Source organism: Arthrobacter sp. zg-Y877 (assembly GCF_030373105.1).
Classification (GTDB): Bacteria; Actinomycetota; Actinomycetes; order Actinomycetales; family Micrococcaceae; genus Arthrobacter_B.
This window is the reverse complement of sequence record NZ_JAUCPU010000007.1, coordinates 23913-38882: the sequence shown is the minus strand read 5'-3', so window position 1 is coordinate 38882 and position 14970 is coordinate 23913. Positions and strand designations below refer to the sequence as shown.

General features: G+C 66.6%; 18 protein-coding genes. 11 read left to right on the top strand and 7 right to left on the bottom strand.

Annotation, left to right across the window (positions count from 1 at the left end):
* Window positions 1–27 precede the first annotated feature (27 nt).
* Window positions 28–849 (bottom strand): NAD(+) synthase, encoded by an 822-nt coding sequence (gene nadE / locus QNO03_RS10955; protein ID WP_289603339.1) that lies wholly within the window; start codon window positions 847–849, stop codon window positions 28–30.
* Between the two features lie 123 nt (window positions 850–972).
* Here nadE and pyrE point away from each other — a divergent pair, with 123 nt between their 5' ends.
* Window positions 973–1542 carry an orotate phosphoribosyltransferase gene (pyrE, locus tag QNO03_RS10950; protein WP_229945537.1) on the top strand — a complete coding sequence of 190 codons (570 nt, stop codon included), beginning with the start codon at window positions 973–975 and terminating at the stop codon, window positions 1540–1542.
* Between the two features lie 8 nt (window positions 1543–1550).
* Here pyrE and QNO03_RS10945 read toward each other — a convergent pair whose 3' ends face one another.
* Window positions 1551–2303 (bottom strand): HAD-IIA family hydrolase, encoded by a 753-nt coding sequence (locus tag QNO03_RS10945; RefSeq protein WP_229946599.1) that lies wholly within the window; start codon window positions 2301–2303, stop codon window positions 1551–1553.
* A 226-nt stretch (window positions 2304–2529) separates the two neighbouring features.
* Here QNO03_RS10945 and QNO03_RS10940 point away from each other — a divergent pair, with 226 nt between their 5' ends.
* The 4 genes from QNO03_RS10940 (at window position 2530) to QNO03_RS10925 (ending at window position 5475) form a co-directional block, all read left to right on the top strand.
* Window positions 2530–3135, top strand: coding sequence for a TrmH family RNA methyltransferase (locus QNO03_RS10940; RefSeq protein ID WP_442860218.1), 606 nt, complete (start codon window positions 2530–2532; stop codon window positions 3133–3135).
* Between the two features lie 124 nt (window positions 3136–3259).
* Window positions 3260–4279 (top strand): class II fructose-bisphosphate aldolase, encoded by a 1020-nt coding sequence (fbaA, locus tag QNO03_RS10935; RefSeq protein WP_229945535.1) that lies wholly within the window; start codon window positions 3260–3262, stop codon window positions 4277–4279.
* A complete protein-coding gene (locus tag QNO03_RS10930) occupies window positions 4279–4701 on the top strand; it encodes a DUF3151 domain-containing protein (RefSeq protein ID WP_289603338.1) in 423 nt (140 codons plus the stop codon). Before fbaA ends, QNO03_RS10930 begins: the two co-directional genes overlap by 1 nt.
* Before the next feature lie 150 nt (window positions 4702–4851).
* Complete coding sequence (locus QNO03_RS10925; RefSeq protein ID WP_289603337.1) at window positions 4852–5475, top strand: GyrI-like domain-containing protein; 624 nt, start codon at window positions 4852–4854, stop codon at window positions 5473–5475.
* A 33-nt stretch (window positions 5476–5508) separates the two neighbouring features.
* Here QNO03_RS10925 and QNO03_RS10920 read toward each other — a convergent pair whose 3' ends face one another.
* On the bottom strand, window positions 5509–6102 hold the full coding sequence (locus QNO03_RS10920; protein ID WP_289603336.1) for a hypothetical protein: 594 nt from the start codon (window positions 6100–6102) through the stop codon (window positions 5509–5511).
* Window positions 6103–6321: 219 nt separating this feature from the next.
* Here QNO03_RS10920 and QNO03_RS10915 point away from each other — a divergent pair, with 219 nt between their 5' ends.
* Window positions 6322–7611 (top strand): adenylosuccinate synthase, encoded by a 1290-nt coding sequence (locus QNO03_RS10915; RefSeq protein ID WP_229951460.1) that lies wholly within the window; start codon window positions 6322–6324, stop codon window positions 7609–7611.
* Window positions 7612–7681: 70 nt separating this feature from the next.
* On the opposite strand, the gene QNO03_RS10910 is transcribed toward QNO03_RS10915, so the two are convergent.
* Both QNO03_RS10910 and QNO03_RS10905 read right to left on the bottom strand, forming a co-directional pair.
* Window positions 7682–8059 carry a VOC family protein gene (locus QNO03_RS10910; RefSeq protein WP_289603335.1) on the bottom strand — a complete coding sequence of 126 codons (378 nt, stop codon included), beginning with the start codon at window positions 8057–8059 and terminating at the stop codon, window positions 7682–7684.
* A 106-nt stretch (window positions 8060–8165) separates the two neighbouring features.
* On the bottom strand, window positions 8166–9161 hold the full coding sequence (locus QNO03_RS10905) for a DUF2804 domain-containing protein (RefSeq protein ID WP_289603334.1): 996 nt from the start codon (window positions 9159–9161) through the stop codon (window positions 8166–8168).
* A gap of 94 nt (window positions 9162–9255) precedes the next feature.
* Between QNO03_RS10905 and QNO03_RS10900 the strand changes: the two genes are divergently transcribed.
* The 4 genes from QNO03_RS10900 (at window position 9256) to QNO03_RS10885 (ending at window position 12718) form a co-directional block, all read left to right on the top strand.
* Window positions 9256–10374, top strand: coding sequence for an NAD(P)-dependent alcohol dehydrogenase (locus QNO03_RS10900; protein ID WP_289603333.1), 1119 nt, complete (start codon window positions 9256–9258; stop codon window positions 10372–10374).
* A 37-nt stretch (window positions 10375–10411) separates the two neighbouring features.
* Entirely contained in the window at window positions 10412–11218 is an 807-nt protein-coding gene (locus QNO03_RS10895) for a carbon-nitrogen hydrolase family protein (RefSeq protein WP_289603332.1), read from the top strand.
* 206 nt (window positions 11219–11424) lie between these two features.
* The gene (locus QNO03_RS10890; protein ID WP_289603331.1) at window positions 11425–11985 is read left to right on the top strand and encodes an RNA polymerase sigma factor; all 561 of its coding nucleotides are present in this window, start codon (window positions 11425–11427) and stop codon (window positions 11983–11985) included.
* Window positions 11969–12718 (top strand): hypothetical protein, encoded by a 750-nt coding sequence (locus QNO03_RS10885; RefSeq protein WP_289603330.1) that lies wholly within the window; start codon window positions 11969–11971, stop codon window positions 12716–12718. The genes QNO03_RS10890 and QNO03_RS10885 overlap by 17 nt, the downstream gene beginning before the upstream one ends.
* A gap of 2 nt (window positions 12719–12720) precedes the next feature.
* Here QNO03_RS10885 and QNO03_RS10880 read toward each other — a convergent pair whose 3' ends face one another.
* Entirely contained in the window at window positions 12721–13227 is a 507-nt protein-coding gene (locus QNO03_RS10880; RefSeq protein ID WP_289603329.1) for a CoA-binding protein, read from the bottom strand.
* Complete coding sequence (locus QNO03_RS10875; protein WP_289603328.1) at window positions 13217–14563, bottom strand: O-acetylhomoserine aminocarboxypropyltransferase/cysteine synthase family protein; 1347 nt, start codon at window positions 14561–14563, stop codon at window positions 13217–13219. Before QNO03_RS10875 ends, QNO03_RS10880 begins: the two co-directional genes overlap by 11 nt.
* Window positions 14564–14688: 125 nt before the next feature.
* Between QNO03_RS10875 and QNO03_RS10870 the strand changes: the two genes are divergently transcribed.
* Complete coding sequence (locus QNO03_RS10870; protein ID WP_229945508.1) at window positions 14689–14952, top strand: hypothetical protein; 264 nt, start codon at window positions 14689–14691, stop codon at window positions 14950–14952.
* Window positions 14953–14970 lie beyond the last annotated feature (18 nt).

The following is a 14970-nucleotide window of genomic DNA, read 5'->3' as shown; positions in this document are numbered from 1 at the left end:
CGCCCTGCGCCACACGGCCGGCGGCGGCTATTTCCACCAGATGTCGGAAAGGGTGACCGGGATGGTGCGCTTATGCCGGGTCATCACAAAGCGGGCCTCGATCTTTTCGGCGGCGTCAGTGGGGATGTCCCCGCCTTCCAGATAGCTGTCGATGGTGTCATAGCTCAGGCCCAGCTCCGTTTCGTCGGTCTGGCCGGGCCTGTCATCCAGCAGGTCGGCGGTGGGGGCCTTGGCGATCAGGGTTGCGGGGGCACCCAGCTCGGCCAGCAGCGCCCGGTTCTGGCGCTTGTCCAGGCCGGAGAGGGGCAGGAGGTCCGCGCCGCCGTCGCCGAACTTGGTGAAGAATCCCGTGACCGATTCCGCGGCGTGGTCGGTGCCGATCACCAGCATGTTGTGCTGGCCCGCCACCGCGTACTGCGCGGTCATGCGGACGCGGGCCTTGATGTTGCCCTTGTTGAAGTCGGTGATCTTTTCGCCGGTCATCTTCACGTACTCGTCTTGGAAACCGTCCACGGCGGGTCCGACGTTGTAGACCAGGGACTCCGCCGGAGCAATGAACTCCAGGGCGGCCTGGGCGTCCTCCTCGTCATGCTGGACCCGGTACGGCAGGCGCAGGGCGATGAACCGCGCTTCGGTGCCTTCGGCCTTCAGCTCGTCCACGGCCAGCTGGGCAAGCTTGCCGGCGAGCGTGGAATCCACCCCGCCGCTGATGCCCAGGACAAAACCCTTGGAGTGTGAGGCGTGCAGATAGTCCTTGAGGAAGTCCACCCGGCGGCGGATTTCCGCGGCCGCATCAATCGTGGGCTGAACTCCCAGCTCGGCAATGATTTCCTCTTGTAGTTTCCGCATGGACCACAGCCTATATCCGTCTGCCGTGCCGGGCCCGGGAAAGGTCCGCGGAAGTTTGACGGCGCCAGGGCCGCCATCCGGGCTGCCACCCACCGGTCCAGCGACCGTGGCTAGGATTGGCCCATGACATCGCCCGCGATTGCCCCGTCCCGCGCCCGCCTGCTTGAACTGATCAAGGAGCTGGCGGTGGTCCGCGGCCACGTGGTGCTTTCCTCCGGCGCCGAAGCGGACTATTACATCGACCTGCGACGCGTCACGCTGCAGCACGAAGCGTCGGTGCTGGTGGGCGACGTGATGCTGGAACTGCTGGACAACGCCGGGATCGGGTTCACCAATGCCGGCGGCCTGACCATGGGTGCCGACCCGGTGGGCACCGCAGTGATGCATGCCGCTGCCCGTGCCGGCCGGGCCGTGGACGCCTTCGTGGTGCGCAAGGCGCAGAAGTCCTACGGCATGGGCCGCCAGGTGGAAGGCCCCGACGTCGCCGGGCGTAACGTGGTGGTCCTTGAGGACACATCCACCACCGGCGGATCGGCACTGACCGCCGTCGAAGGCGTACGGAAAGCGGGCGGCAACGTGGTGGCCGTGGCAGTGATCGTGGACCGGGACACCGGCGCGAAGGAGCGCATCGAGGCCGAGGCCGGCGTGCCGTACCTGTTTGCGTTTGGCAAGGACGAACTCGGCCTCGACTAGCCGCAGGATCAGATGGTGTTGATCAGGTCCGCCACGGAATTCATGATCTGCGTGGGCCGGAACGGGTACCGGTTAATGTCCTCGCGCTGGGTGATGCCGCTGAGCACCAGGACGGTGTGCAGTCCCGCCTCGATGCCTGCCACGATGTCGGTGTCCATCCGGTCACCGATCATGGCCGTGGTTTCGGAGTGGGCGTCAATCTTGCGCATGGCGGACCGGAACATCATGGGGTTGGGCTTGCCCACAATGTAGGGCTCCATCTTGGTGGCCGCCGTGATCAGCGCCGCAATGGCTCCCGTGGCCGGGAGTGGACCCTCCTGCGAGGGACCGGTGACGTCCGGGTTGGTGGCGATGAACCGGGCGCCGTCCAGGATCAGCCGGATGGCCTTGGTGATGGTCCCGAAGGAATACGTGCGGGTCTCGCCCAGCACCACGTAGTCCGGTGCGGTGTCGGTGAGGATCATGCCCGCCTCATGCAGTGCCGTCGTCAGGCCGGCCTCGCCCACCACGAAGCAGCGCCCGGGCGTCCCGGAGTTCTTCACCTGGTCCTTGAGGAACTCCGCGGTGGCCAGGGCCGACGTCCAGAGGTTTTCCTCCGGCACCTCCAGCCCGGAGGCCCGCAGGCGGGCGGCCAGGTCCCGCGGCGTGTAGATGGAGTTGTTGGTCAGCACCAGGAAGCGCTTGGACGTTGACACCCAGCGGTCAATGAGTTCCGCGGCACCGGGGATGGGATGGTTCTCGTGAACCAGCACCCCGTCCATGTCCGTCAACCAGCATTCAATGTTCTCGTTTTCGCCCACGGTCTCCCATTTCTCGCATACTGCATTACTGCTTCGGCTTACAGTGCACCGCACGGCCTGGGAACCTGTCCCGGAGGCACTGGAAGCGGGCGCTGCCAGTCTTTCACCTTAGGCTGGAAGGGTGATAGACAGCCCCTCAGAACTTAGTGACGACACCGTCGATGAAGCCGCAGCCCCGACCCACCAGATAGGCGTGGGTCCTTGGGAGGGTCCGTTGCCCGAAGGGGATCACTGGGACCCGGAACTGCTGGCCAACGGCGACGCCCGCAACGTGGTGGATGAGTACCGGTACTGGAAACATGACGCGATCGTGGCGGACCTGGATACGCGCCGGCATCCGTTCCACGTGGCGATCGAGAACTGGCAGCACGATTTCAACATCGGCACCGTGGTGCGCACGGCCAACGCGTTTATGGCGAAGGAAGTGCACATCATTGGACGACGCCGGTGGAACCGCCGCGGCGCCATGGTCACCGACCGCTACCAGCACATCCGCAACCACCCCACCGTGGAGGACTTTGTCCAGTGGGCGCGCGGCGAGGGCCTGAGCATCATCGGCATCGACAACTTCCCGGATTCGGTGCCGCTGGAGACCTATGAGCTGCCGGAAAACTGCGTCCTGGTGTTCGGGCAGGAAGGTCCGGGCCTGAGCCCGGAGGTCCATGCCGCCGCCGACGCCACCCTGTCGATCGCACAGTTCGGCTCCACCCGGTCCATCAACGCCGGTTCGGCGGCGGCCATTGCAATGCACGGCTGGATCCGGCGGCACGTGTTCGGCCAGAAGGTGAACTAAACCGCGGTGCCCGGGCCGACGTCGTAATCCGTCAGCGGTACCTGATGCCGCGACGGCACTTGTGGCTAGGATGTAAGGAGCCAACGAGGGCTGAAGGCCCTGCCGTATCGACCTTGGAGTCAGCATGCCTATTGCAACCCCGGAGATTTATGCCGAGATGATCGACCGAGCCAAGGCAGGGGGCTTCGCGTATCCGGCAGTCAACGTCACCTCCTCGCAGACGCTCAACGCTGCGCTCGCGGGTTTCGCCGAAGCAGGCTCGGACGGCATTGTGCAGGTGTCCACCGGCGGTGCGGCGTACTGGTCCGGAGCCTCCGTGAAGAACATGGTCGCCGGTTCCCTCGCCTTTGCGGCGTACGCCAAGGAAGTAGCCAAAAGCTACAACGTGAACATTGCGCTGCACACCGACCACTGCCCCAAGGACAAGCTGGACGACTTTGTCCTGCCGCTGCTGGCCGCCTCGGAAGCCGCCGTCAAGCGCGGCGAGGACCCGATCTTCAACTCCCACATGTGGGACGGCTCGGCCGAGACCCTCGACGACAACCTGCGCATCGCGCAGGAGCTGCTGGCCCGCACGGCGGCCGCCAAGATCATCCTCGAGGTCGAGATCGGCACCGTCGGCGGTGAAGAAGACGGCGTGGAAAACGCCATCAACGACAAGCTCTACACCACGGTCCAGGACGGCATGGCCACCATCGAAGCCCTCGGCGACGGCAGCAAGGGCCGCTACATCACCGCCCTGACCTTCGGCAACGTCCACGGCGTGTACAAGCCCGGCGGCGTGAAGCTGCGTCCGGAAATCCTCAAGGAAATCCAGGACTCCGTGGGTGAATCGATCGGCAAGGACCGCCCGTTCGACCTGGTCTTCCACGGCGGCTCCGGCTCCTCCGCCCAGGAGATCGCCGACGCCGTCTCCTACGGCGTCGTGAAGATGAACATCGACACCGACACCCAGTACGCCTACACGCGTCCGGTGGCGGACCACATGCTGCGCAATTACGACGGCGTGCTGAAAGTGGACGGCGAAGTAGGCAACAAGAAGCAGTACGATCCGCGCGTCTGGGGTGCAGCCGCTGAAAAGGGCATGGCCGCCCGCGTGGTGGAAGCAGCACAGAACCTAGGATCGGCAGGTAAGGCACTCTAATGTCAGACGAATTCCGCAAGAACCTCCTCGGCCCCGACGCCACCTACCTTCCGGAGGAGACCGACGTCGTCGCCCGCCTGGAGGCAGGCGACGAGCCGGTGGAGCTCGCCGCGAAGTACCCCACCTCATCGCAGGTGTGGGCCGCGCTCGCGGACGAAGCGTTCGAGGAGGGCCAGAACGTGGAGTCCTATGCGTACGCACGGGTGGGTTACCACCGCGGACTGGATTCCCTGCGCCGTGCCGGCTGGCGCGGCATCGGCCCCATCCCGTGGTCGCACGTGCCTAACCGCGGTTTCCTGCGCTCGCTGTACGCGCTGGGCCGGGCCGCAGCGGCGATTGGCGAAACCGAGGAAGTGGACCGGATCCGCAAGTTCCTCGACGATTCCGATCCGCAGGCCAAGGCGGCCATCGAAGGTCTGTAGGCTCCTGCTCCAACGCTAAAAACGGCGGTCCCCGGTTTCCGGGGGCCGCCGTTTCTTTTGGGTTGGGAGTCCGGGTTTGCTGCGGCCGGGCCTCCCGGGAACGGGGAGGTCGTGCCTACGCTGGGAAGCCGGCCGGAAGGTGGTGTGTGCGTGGAAAAATTCGACCTGAAACGGTCCTATCCGGAACTCTATGCACCCCGCGGCGGCGACTTCACCCTGGTGGACGTGCCGATCATGCATTACCTCGCCGTGGATGGGCACGGCGACCCCAATACCTCGGCTGAATACAGTCAGGCCCTCGAGTGCCTCTATCCGGTGGCGTATTCATTGAAGTTTGCCTCCAAGGATGAGCTGGAGGCGGACTTCACCGTCGGCCCGCTGGAAGGTTTGTGGCGGGCCGAGGATCCGGAGGTATTTACCCGCCGGGAGAAAAGCACCTGGGACTGGACCATGCTGATTGCCCAGCCGGAGTGGATCACGGAGGACATGGTGGAGGCCGCTGTGGCTTCCGTTGCCGCTAAGAAACCGCTTCCGGGTCTGGACCAGCTGCACCTGCTCACGCTTACGGAGGGCCTGGCGGCGCAGATCCTCTTTGTGGGGCCCTACGACACGGAGGGTCCGGTCCTGGCCCGGCTGCACTCCACCTGGATGCCCGGGCGCGGGCTGACGTTCAACGGAGACCACCACGAGGTGTACCTCAGTGACCCGCGCCGGGCAGCGCCGGAGAAGCTGCGCACTGTGCTGCGCCAGCCGGTGCGTCCTGTGACGCCCTGACCGTTCCGCCGGTCCGTCCTGTTTCCGGGGGAGTCAGGGCAGGATCGTGGTGGTGACGGCGACAATCTGCGGGGCGGCCGGCACGGAACTGAAACCGAACTTCACCGGCGGTTCCACGGGACGCAGCCGGCCAAGGTTATTGCCGTCCCACGCGGCCGTCGCGGCGGCCAGGGACCGGAGGGACCGGACGCCGTAGAACTCCCGCCGTCCACCGCCCGCCGATCCGGCGGTCCGGACCCCTGGAACCAGCAGCCCGGCCACGGGGTTGATCAGCTTCAGCCACCACGGGGCCACGGCCAGCGGGGCGGGCACGTGTTCCAGCACCCGGCCCAGGAAAGTCACCGGTCCCAGTACGGCCTCCAGCCGCAGCGGCCCTGCGGCCACCCGGAGCGCATCCCGGGAAAGAACGGCGTCCACGGGGGTAACCACGGTCCGGTCGAACCGGTAGGTCCCGCCGACATACTCTGCTGCCGCCTCGGAGGGTGCCAGCAGCGTCCGCACACCGGCGTCGTCCTCCGCCATCACGTCCGTGAAGGGGCCCAGCGGGGACTCAAGCCAGTGCCCCACCACCAGCCTCGTGCCGGAGGAGGTGCCAAGACCGGCAATGTAACCGCGGAATCGGTCCATGCGCCCACGATACCTGCGAAGCGCCGCGGATAGTTCCCCCTACAGCGCATTCCTAGGGTGAGCAACGGCATGATCGGCTAAACTTGGCAGGTAAGAGCCCCGCAACTTGCGCCGAAGTATGCCGTGACGGCAGGAGGTGCGAGTCCAGGGGCGTTCTCATGCACGGTAGCGGATCTGCAACCAAGCAGCTTCGCCCCGTATCTAATGGGGGAGGATCCCATGCCAGCTATTGTCATCGTCGGCGCCCAGTGGGGCGACGAAGGTAAAGGTAAGGCCACCGACCTGCTCGGCGGCCGCGTCGACTACGTCGTCAAACCCAACGGCGGAAACAATGCCGGCCATACCGTCGTCGTCGGCGGTGAAAAATACGAACTTAAGCTGCTGCCCGCGGGCATCCTCAGCCCCAACGCCATTCCGGTCATCGGCAACGGCTGCGTGGTGAACCTCGAGGCGCTCTTCGCCGAGATCGACGGCCTCGAATCCCGGGGTGCGGACACCTCCAAGCTGCGGATTTCCGCCAACGCCCACCTGGTGGCCCCGTTCCACCAGGTGATGGACAAGGTCACCGAACGCTTCCTGGGTAAGCGCGCCATCGGCACCACCGGACGCGGCATCGGCCCGGCCTACATGGACAAGGTGGCACGCCTGGGCATCCGTGTGCAGGACATTTTCGACGAGTCCATCCTGCGCCAGAAGGTCGAAGGCTCCCTGAAGCAGAAGAACCAGCTGCTGCTGAAGGTCTACAACCGCCGGGACATCGACGCCGAAGAGGTCGTCCAGTACTTCCTCTCCTACGCGGACCGCCTGCGCCCCATGGTCATCGACTCCACCTACGAGCTGAACAGCGCCCTGGACGAGGGCAAGGTGATCCTCATGGAGGGCGGCCAGGCCACCTTCCTCGACGTGGACCACGGCACCTACCCGTTCGTGACGTCCTCCAACCCCACCGCCGGCGGCGCATCCGTGGGCTCGGGCATCGGCCCCACCCGGATCACCCGCTCCGTGGGCATCATCAAGGCCTACACCACGCGCGTCGGCGCCGGACCGTTCCCTACGGAACTGTTTGACGACATGGGCCTGTACCTGCAGAAGACCGGCGGCGAGTTCGGTGTGAACACCGGCCGCCCGCGCCGCTGCGGCTGGTACGACGCCGTCCTAGCCCGCCACGCTTCCCGCGTCAACGGCTTCACGGACTACTTCGTGACGAAGCTGGACGTGCTCACCGGCATCGAGAAGATCCCGGTCTGCGTGGCCTACGACGTCGACGGCGTGCGCTTCGACGAGATGCCGATGACGCAGACCGATTTCCACCACGCCAAGCCGATCTTCGAGTACTTCGACGGCTGGACCGAGGACATCACCGGTGCCAAGTCCCTCGAGGATCTGCCGGACAACGCCCGGAACTACGTCCTGGCGCTGGAGAAGATGTCCGGTACCCGGTTCTCCGCCATCGGCGTCGGTCCGGACCGCGACCAGACCATCGTGGTGCGGGACCTGATCAACGAATAGCGTCACCGCGCATGGAAGGCCCCGGCTGCGGGGCCTTCCCTGTCTACGGGAGCCGCATATCAGCCGTAGCTCAAAGGGCAGGTTCCGGTCGGCTCAGCACGCAGAACTCGTTGCCCTCCGGATCGGCCAGCACCACCCAGTCCACCTCGGTTCCCTGCCCGACGTCCGCGCGTACCGCCCCCAACGCAAGCAGCCGTTCCACTTCCTGGTGTTGAGTACTGCCCGGCGCCGCCCGCAGGTCCAAGTGCAGCCGGTTCTTAACGGTTTTCCCCTCGGGCACGGGGATGATGTCGATGTCCGGCCCGGCACTGCCGTCAGCCCGAACGAGCGTAACGACGTCGGCGTCGTTGGTCTCCGCGATCCGGTACCCCAGCGCCCGGGTCCAGAACTCCGCCAGCCGCGGCGGATCCGCCGCGTCGAGGGCAATGGATGAGATGACACTGGTCATGGAGGGCTCCTGTCCGGCGGGGGAAAATGATTCCCGAAGCTAACAGTGGCGGGGACGCCGGTCAACGGCGCGCTCCTACGCCCGGCACATGCTGTCGGTGGTCCGGCTACCAGCGGTTCCGGGCCTCTTCGATCCAGCCGCCCAGCCCATCCAGCGAATACCCGGTCCCGTCCGGGGTGCGGGCGGTGCCGGTCCAGGTACCGAACGCCTGCCAGGTCCGGGCGCTGATAACGACGGCGTTCGTTGCCGCCACCCGCCGGTGGAACGGGGTCAGTACCGCGTCAATCCACGGACCGTGCACCCGCCAGATCGATGCCGGATCCGCCAGGTCGTACTCAAACTCCAGTTCGCCGTCGTAATGGTGCAGCCGCCCGTCCACGATCAGGGCATTTTCCGTGGCCGGGGTGCCGGCGGTCCATTTCCCGCCGATCTGCAGTCCGAGCCGGGTGCCGTCCACCGTGCCCGACCCCACTCCCCAGTTCCAGCGCTGCGAGTACGGCCAGCGTCCGCGGCCGCGGTCCAGCACGGCAAACGAATCTTCTCCGCCAACCGGATACTCGCGCCCGTCCACGGTGACGGTGCCCGAAACCCGGCGGGCTACGTCCTTGAGCGTGTACTGGTAGCGGTGGGTGGACCACGGCACCACCACTCCGAGGACGTCGCCGTCAGCTTCCGCGAACAGGTCCGCGGAGACCCGCGGGGAGGACGCCTGCAGCCGGGTGCCGCCGTCGGCGTCGTGGAACCGCAGGCTGGCACCGCCGAACGCGCCGAACGCGGTCAGGGGAGGGCGGGTATCGGGGAGGGAAACATCCGCCGAGGAGGGAAGGATCTTCAGCGGCTCCACGCTGATCTCCTTGCCGGTGCTGCGTTCGTACACGTACAGCTGCAGGGTGGACGCGTAGTCGAGGTGGGCAATGGTCAGGCCGACGGCGAGCTCGGGGGTGAGGACACCCCAGTACTCCCAGCGCTTGGTCCGCCAGCCGCCCTTGAGGCCCGAGGGAACCACCGGGTGGTGCAGGGCGCCGCGGGCAAAGCCCACGGCGGCCGGATTCAAGACCCCGGCGGATGAGCCGAGGTCAACGGGTGCAGTGATTTCATCCATGCCGCCCAAGTCTAGGGCGGGCGTAGGGTGAAGACGTGCCGGAACGCCGCCGCAGATCGTGTCGGGTGTCCCGATCCGGCCGGGAAAGGCAGACATGACCAGCACAGCTACGGCCGCCGTCCTGCGCGGCACCAACCAGCCCTTCGAACTTGCAGAAGTGACGCTGGATGATCCCCGTCCGGACGAGGTACTGGTCCGGGTGGTGGCCAGCGGAGTCTGCGGCACCGACCTGGGTGTGCAGGCAGGCCACATTCCTTTTCCGCTGCCCGGTGTCCTTGGCCACGAAGGTGCTGGCGTGGTGGAAGCCGTGGGAAGTGCCGTGACTTCGGTGCAGCCCGGAGACCACGTCCTGCTGACCTTCACCAGCTGCGGAGTGTGCCGCAACTGCCGCAGTGCCCACCCTGCGTACTGCGTTGAATTCCTGTCCCGCAACCTCCTCGGCGGGGAACGCGCGGACGGCAGCTCCACTCTTTCGGAAAACGGCACCGACCTGCACGGGCACTTCTTCGCCCAGTCGTCCTTCTCCAACCGGGTCCTGGCGGACGAACGCGGCGTAACTAAGGTGGATCCGGCCGCGGATCTATCCCTGCTGGCACCGCTGGGCTGCGGCATCCAGACCGGCGCCGGAGCCGTGCTGAACGTCCTGAAGCCCGAGCCGGGATCCGTTCTGGCCGTGTTCGGCGCCGGCCCCGTAGGCCTGGCCGCCGTAATGGCCGCCGCCCTGTCCCCGGCCACGCGCATTATCGTTATGGACCTGGTGGATTCCCGGCTGGAACTGGCCCGGGAACTGGGGGCCACCGACGTCGTGAACTCCGGGAACACCGACGCCGTCCAGGCGCTGATGGAACTGACCGGCGGCCAGGGCGTCACCCACGCCCTGGAAACCACCGGCAGCGTCAAGGTGGCGGAAACCGCCGCCTCGGTGCTGGCACCGCTGGGCAAGCTCGGACTGATCGGTGCGCCCGCCGCGGGCAGCACCATGAGCCTGGACGTGAACTTCATGCTCAACGGGCGCCAGATCCTGGGAATTACCGAGGGGGATTCCAACCCGCAGCTGTTCCTGCCGGCGCTGGTGGATCTGGTGCAGCAGGGCCGGTTCCCGCTGGAAAAGATGATCACCCGGTACTCGTTCCGGGACATCAATGAGGCGGCCGCGGCAGCCAAGAGCGGAAGCGTCCTGAAACCCGTCCTCCACTTCGAGGACCTGGTCTAGGCTGGGGACAATCGAGCTCGAGTGAAGGTGGTCGAAAGTGTTAGTCAGCGTCGGTCAGTTCAGCCCTTCCGGGGAGGTCCGGGAAAACCTGGACACCATGCGTTCCCTGGCCGGCAAGGCCCGCGCCGAGGGGTCGGAACTGATTATTTTCCCCGAGGAATCCATGTTCAGCATCGGCAAGGTGGAAGGCTCCCTGGCCGCCGCCGTCGACGCCTCCTGGACCACCTTCGTTTCGCAGCTGTCCCTGCTGGCGGCGGAACTGGAAATCGCCGTGATCGCCGGCGGCTATGAGTCCAGCGGGGAGGAACGCCCCTTCAACACGCTGGTCCTGATCGATGCGGCCGGACGGATAGTGGACACGTACCGGAAGCTGCACCTCTACGACGCCTTCTCCTACGCCGAATCCACGCGGATCAAACCGGGCGACGGCGGTGTGAAGGTGATGCGGGTTGGGGACCTCCGGGTGGGGGTCATGACCTGTTACGACCTGCGCTTCCCGGAACTGGCCCGCGCGCTCGCCGACCTCGACGCCGACCTGCTGGCCGTCCCGGCGGCCTGGTTCAAGGGTGAACACAAGATTGACCACTGGGAGACCCTGCTCAAGGCCCGTGCCATCGAGAACACCCTCTGGGTGGCCGCTGCGGGAACATCCAGCCGGCACACCGTGGGCCACTCCGCCATCCTCGACCCCATGGGGGTCCCGCAGGCGGCGCTCGAGGACGAACGCGAGGCGGTTGTGACAGCCGATGTCACCCGTCAGCGGATCGATGATGTCCGCCGGTTCCTGCCGGTGCTGAAGAACCGCCGTTTCGCGGAAAACGCGCAGATTGTGGAAGCGCACTAGGGCCGGGACAGACCCGCCGGAAAAAGCCGCGCCGGGTGCGTAACCTTTTCCTACCTGCGGGCGATTACCTGTTTGTAACGGCCGCGCCGAGGCTTATCCCCCCAACAAGCATCGGTGCGGCCGTCCAACGTGTGTTTACGGCATGGGTCCGACGGCGGAGGCGGTAGCATGTGGATCACTCCGCATCCTAGGAAAGTGATTCCGCCGTGCCCTCATCGCTTACCGAGCAGACGCTCCGTGATGCGCGCGCCCGGAAACCGGTGGCCCTGCGGGAAATCTACGACGATTTTGCACCGGGAATCCTGGGTTACCTCCGTTCCAAGGGGTGCCAGGACCCCGAATCGCTGACGCAGGAAGTCTTCCTGACACTGTTCTCCAAGCTGGACACGCTCGACGGCGGCCTCCGGGGGGCCCGCACCTTCGCCTTCTCCGTAGCCCACGCCCGCATGGTGGACGATGTCCGCCGCCGCGAGCGCGAGCCGGCAACGGCCGTGTTTGATCCGGATTTGGACCGCCGTGCAACGGAGTCGGCGGAAGAGAGCGTGCTGGGTGCCGGTGTCGGAGTCGACGCTCTCCTGGCAGGACTCACACCGCAGCAGCAGGAAGTCCTGCTGCTCCGCGTGGTGGCCGATCTATCCATCGAAGAATCGGCGAAGATCATGGGACGCAGTGCAGGAGCGGTCAAGCAGCTCCAGCGCCGTGCACTGGGAATACTGAAGAACCAACTGGAAGGGAAGGAGGCACCGGACAATGAGCGAGCATCCTGAGGAACAGGACAGGCTTTCCATCCGCGGCCTCCTGACCGAATCCGGCGTCGAGGAATCCCCGGAGCTGGTGGAGGGACTGCTGGTCCTGCGCCAGGAGTCCCGCACGTCCGCGCCGGAGCCGAGTGGGGAACTTGCCGCACTGTTGGCGGGAACACCCGTACCACTGCGCCCCCGGCCTAAGCGCGGCCGCGGGATCATTCTCGGTGCGGCCCTCGTTGGCGCGATGGCAGTAGGCGCCGGTGGAGTGGCGGCACATCCTGATTTCCTGGTGCGGGCGGACCCCTCGCCGTCGGTCAGTTTCACCCCGGAGGCTCCCGAGCTGCTGCGGTCCCCGCCGGCCCCGTCCGCTCCGGAGGAAACCCCGGTTCCGGCGGCCCCCGCCGCGGAAACCGTACCGGACCCCGCTGCGCCGGCGGCCGTCCCCGCCCCTGTGCCGGCGCCCGTGGCGGTGCCCACTCCGGAAACGCCGGCCCCGGCCCCGGCCGTGGTTCAGGGAGATGGGTCCTCCCCGGGAAACACTCCGGGGATCAGCAGGGACGCCGTCCCGGGTCCCACCACCGGATACATCCACCCGGAAAACCGCCGCGCCGACGGCATGGTCCGCGAGACCATGGGCCCCGGCGGGGGCGCGGTTTCGTACGGCGGTGCGGTTTCGTACGGCGGGCGGGAGAACCAGCGAAGCTACGGCCGGGACAGTTTCGATCGTTCCGGCACCTCCCACTGGGACCGGTAACGCTAGACCGTCAGCTGCCGCTTCGAGGAGATCACGCCGGTGTTGAAACCGGCCAGGTTCAAGCCCCCGTGGAACCGGGCATGTTCGATTTTCACGCACCGGTCCATCACCACCTTGAGGCCCGCCGCTTCGGCCTCCCTGGCTACTTCCTCATGCCAGGACCCCAGCTGCAGCCACAGGGTCCGGGCACCGGCGTCTTTCGCCTCGGCCAGCACTCCCGGCAGGTCCCCGTGCCGGCGGAACACGTCCACGATGTCCGGCACCTCGGGCAGGTCAGCCAGCGAGGGATACACCGGCCGCCCCAGGATTTCCTTCACCACCGGGTTCACGAAATACACCCGGTACTTCGAGGAAGAGAGCAGATACGTGGCCACGAAGTAGGACGCGCGGGCGGGTTTGTCCGACGCACCGACGATGGCGATTGTCTTGGCTGAACGCAGCAGCGAAAGCCGCTCCGGCGCCGTCGGGCCCGTCCAGGTACGTGCCGGTGAACCGGTGTCAGCGGACATGGGTTGTCTCCTCCAGGAAGTGGACGGCAGGCGCGGCTGTGAAGCCCTGGTCATCGGCGGCCGCCGTCAGCGCGGAGTCCAGGTCCCAGAGGATATCCGCCAGGTCTTCCAGCCCTACGGAAATGCGGATCAGATCCTCGGGAACACCGGCACGGGCGAGCTGCTCCGGTGAGAGCTGCTGATGGGTGGTGGACCCCGGATGGATCACCAGGGTGCGGGAATCACCCACGTTGGCCAGGTGCGAGGCCAGCTGCAGCGACTCGATGAAGGTCTGCCCCGCCGCCCGGCCGCCCCGGACCCCGAAACTGAACACGGAGCCGGGTCCCTTGGGCAGATATTTGCTGGCCCGCGCGTAGTGCGGATGGGAGGGCAGGCCTGCATAGCTGACCCAGGACACCCGCGGATCAGCTTCGAGCCATTCGGCCACGGCCTGGGCGTTGCGCAGGTGTTCATCCAGGCGTTGGGCCAGGGTCTCCACCCCCTGCAGCAGCGCAAAGGCGGAGGTGGCGCTGAGGGCGGGGCCAATATCGCGCAGCTGTTCGGAGCGCAGTTTGGTCAGGAAGCCGTATTCGCCGAAATTCCCCCACCAGGAAATGTTCCCGTAGCTGGGGACCGGCTCGGTCATGGCGGGGAATTTGCCGTTGCCCCAGTCGAAGCGGCCGCTCTCCACCACGACGCCGCCCAGCGTGGTGCCGTGCCCGCCCAGGAACTTCGTGGCGGAGTGGATAACGATGTCCGCGCCGTGGGCGAACGGCTGGACCAGGTATGGAGTGCTCAAGGTGGCATCCAGGATCAGCGGCACACCGGCGTCGTGGGCCACCTTCGCCAGCGCCTCAATGTCGGTGACCTCGCCGCTGGGGTTGGCGACGACCTCCGCATAGACCGCCTTGGTGTTTTCCTGCACCGCGGCGGCGTAGTCCGCCGGATCGGTGCCCGGAACGAAGGTGGTGTCGATCCCGAACCGGCGGAGGGTCACGTCCAGTTGCGTGAGCGTGCCGCCGTAGAGCTGGGCGGACGCCACAATGTGGTCCCCGGCGGAGCAGAGCGCGGCGAAGGTAATGAATTCCGCAGACATGCCCGACGCCGTTGCCACCGCTCCGATTCCGCCCTCCAGGGAGGCGATGCGCTCCTCGAACGCGGCGACGGTGGGGTTGCCGATCCGCGAGTAGATGTTGCCGTACTTCTGGAGCGAAAACAGGTTGGCGGCGTCGGCGGTGTCCTTGAAGACGAACGACGTCGACTGGTAGATGGGAACGGCGCGGGCACCGTGCAGGGCATCGGGGGTGCCGCCGGCGTGCAGGGCACGCGTGCGGAAACCGAACTGGTGGTCGCTCATGGGAAAGGAATCCTTCCTCGGGTGGTGCCGGACGGAATCAGGCCCGCCCCCGTTGTGCTTCGGGGTGGGCATGGGTTTAGGTTGCTGTCAGGGACGCGGGCGCCGCAGGCACTCAGGAGGCCGGAGTGGACGAATACGTGATTGTCATCGAGACGGGCTACAAGCTGGCCTCCGCCGCCCACCGGGTGATCTACACGGAGCCGATGGCACGGGCGGAGGCCACCCGGCTGTTCCTGGACCTGATGGCCGGCCAGCGTGAGGACCTGCTGCCCGGCCGGCTGGACAGCACAATCCTGGAGGTTTCGCCCACCGAATTCCTGCAGGTCCACCAGGCCATGGGCGGCTCGGTGGTGATGGACCGGGTCACGCTGACCCGCCGCCTGCACTGACCGGGCGGCTGCCGCTGT

What these genes read in the sequence shown, in the direction of transcription:
- QNO03_RS10885 (WP_289603330.1), top strand. Translation starts at nt 11,969, where the DNA reads ATGAGCGAGCATCCTGAGGAACAGGACAGGCTTTCCATCCGCGGCCTC.
- fbaA (WP_229945535.1), top strand. Translation starts at nt 3,260, where the DNA reads ATGCCTATTGCAACCCCGGAGATTTATGCCGAGATGATCGACCGAGCC.
- QNO03_RS10930 (WP_289603338.1), top strand. Translation starts at nt 4,279, where the DNA reads ATGTCAGACGAATTCCGCAAGAACCTCCTCGGCCCCGACGCCACCTAC.
- QNO03_RS10945 (WP_229946599.1), bottom strand. Translation starts at nt 2,303, where the DNA reads ATGGACGGGGTGCTGGTTCACGAGAACCATCCCATCCCCGGTGCCGCG.
- QNO03_RS10915 (WP_229951460.1), top strand. Translation starts at nt 6,322, where the DNA reads ATGCCAGCTATTGTCATCGTCGGCGCCCAGTGGGGCGACGAAGGTAAA.
- QNO03_RS10875 (WP_289603328.1), bottom strand. Translation starts at nt 14,563, where the DNA reads ATGAGCGACCACCAGTTCGGTTTCCGCACGCGTGCCCTGCACGCCGGC.
- QNO03_RS10910 (WP_289603335.1), bottom strand. Translation starts at nt 8,059, where the DNA reads ATGACCAGTGTCATCTCATCCATTGCCCTCGACGCGGCGGATCCGCCG.
- pyrE (WP_229945537.1), top strand. Translation starts at nt 973, where the DNA reads ATGACATCGCCCGCGATTGCCCCGTCCCGCGCCCGCCTGCTTGAACTG.
- QNO03_RS10905 (WP_289603334.1), bottom strand. Translation starts at nt 9,161, where the DNA reads ATGGATGAAATCACTGCACCCGTTGACCTCGGCTCATCCGCCGGGGTC.
- QNO03_RS10880 (WP_289603329.1), bottom strand. Translation starts at nt 13,227, where the DNA reads ATGTCCGCTGACACCGGTTCACCGGCACGTACCTGGACGGGCCCGACG.
- nadE (WP_289603339.1), bottom strand. Translation starts at nt 849, where the DNA reads ATGCGGAAACTACAAGAGGAAATCATTGCCGAGCTGGGAGTTCAGCCC.
- QNO03_RS10920 (WP_289603336.1), bottom strand. Translation starts at nt 6,102, where the DNA reads ATGGACCGATTCCGCGGTTACATTGCCGGTCTTGGCACCTCCTCCGGC.
- QNO03_RS10900 (WP_289603333.1), top strand. Translation starts at nt 9,256, where the DNA reads ATGACCAGCACAGCTACGGCCGCCGTCCTGCGCGGCACCAACCAGCCC.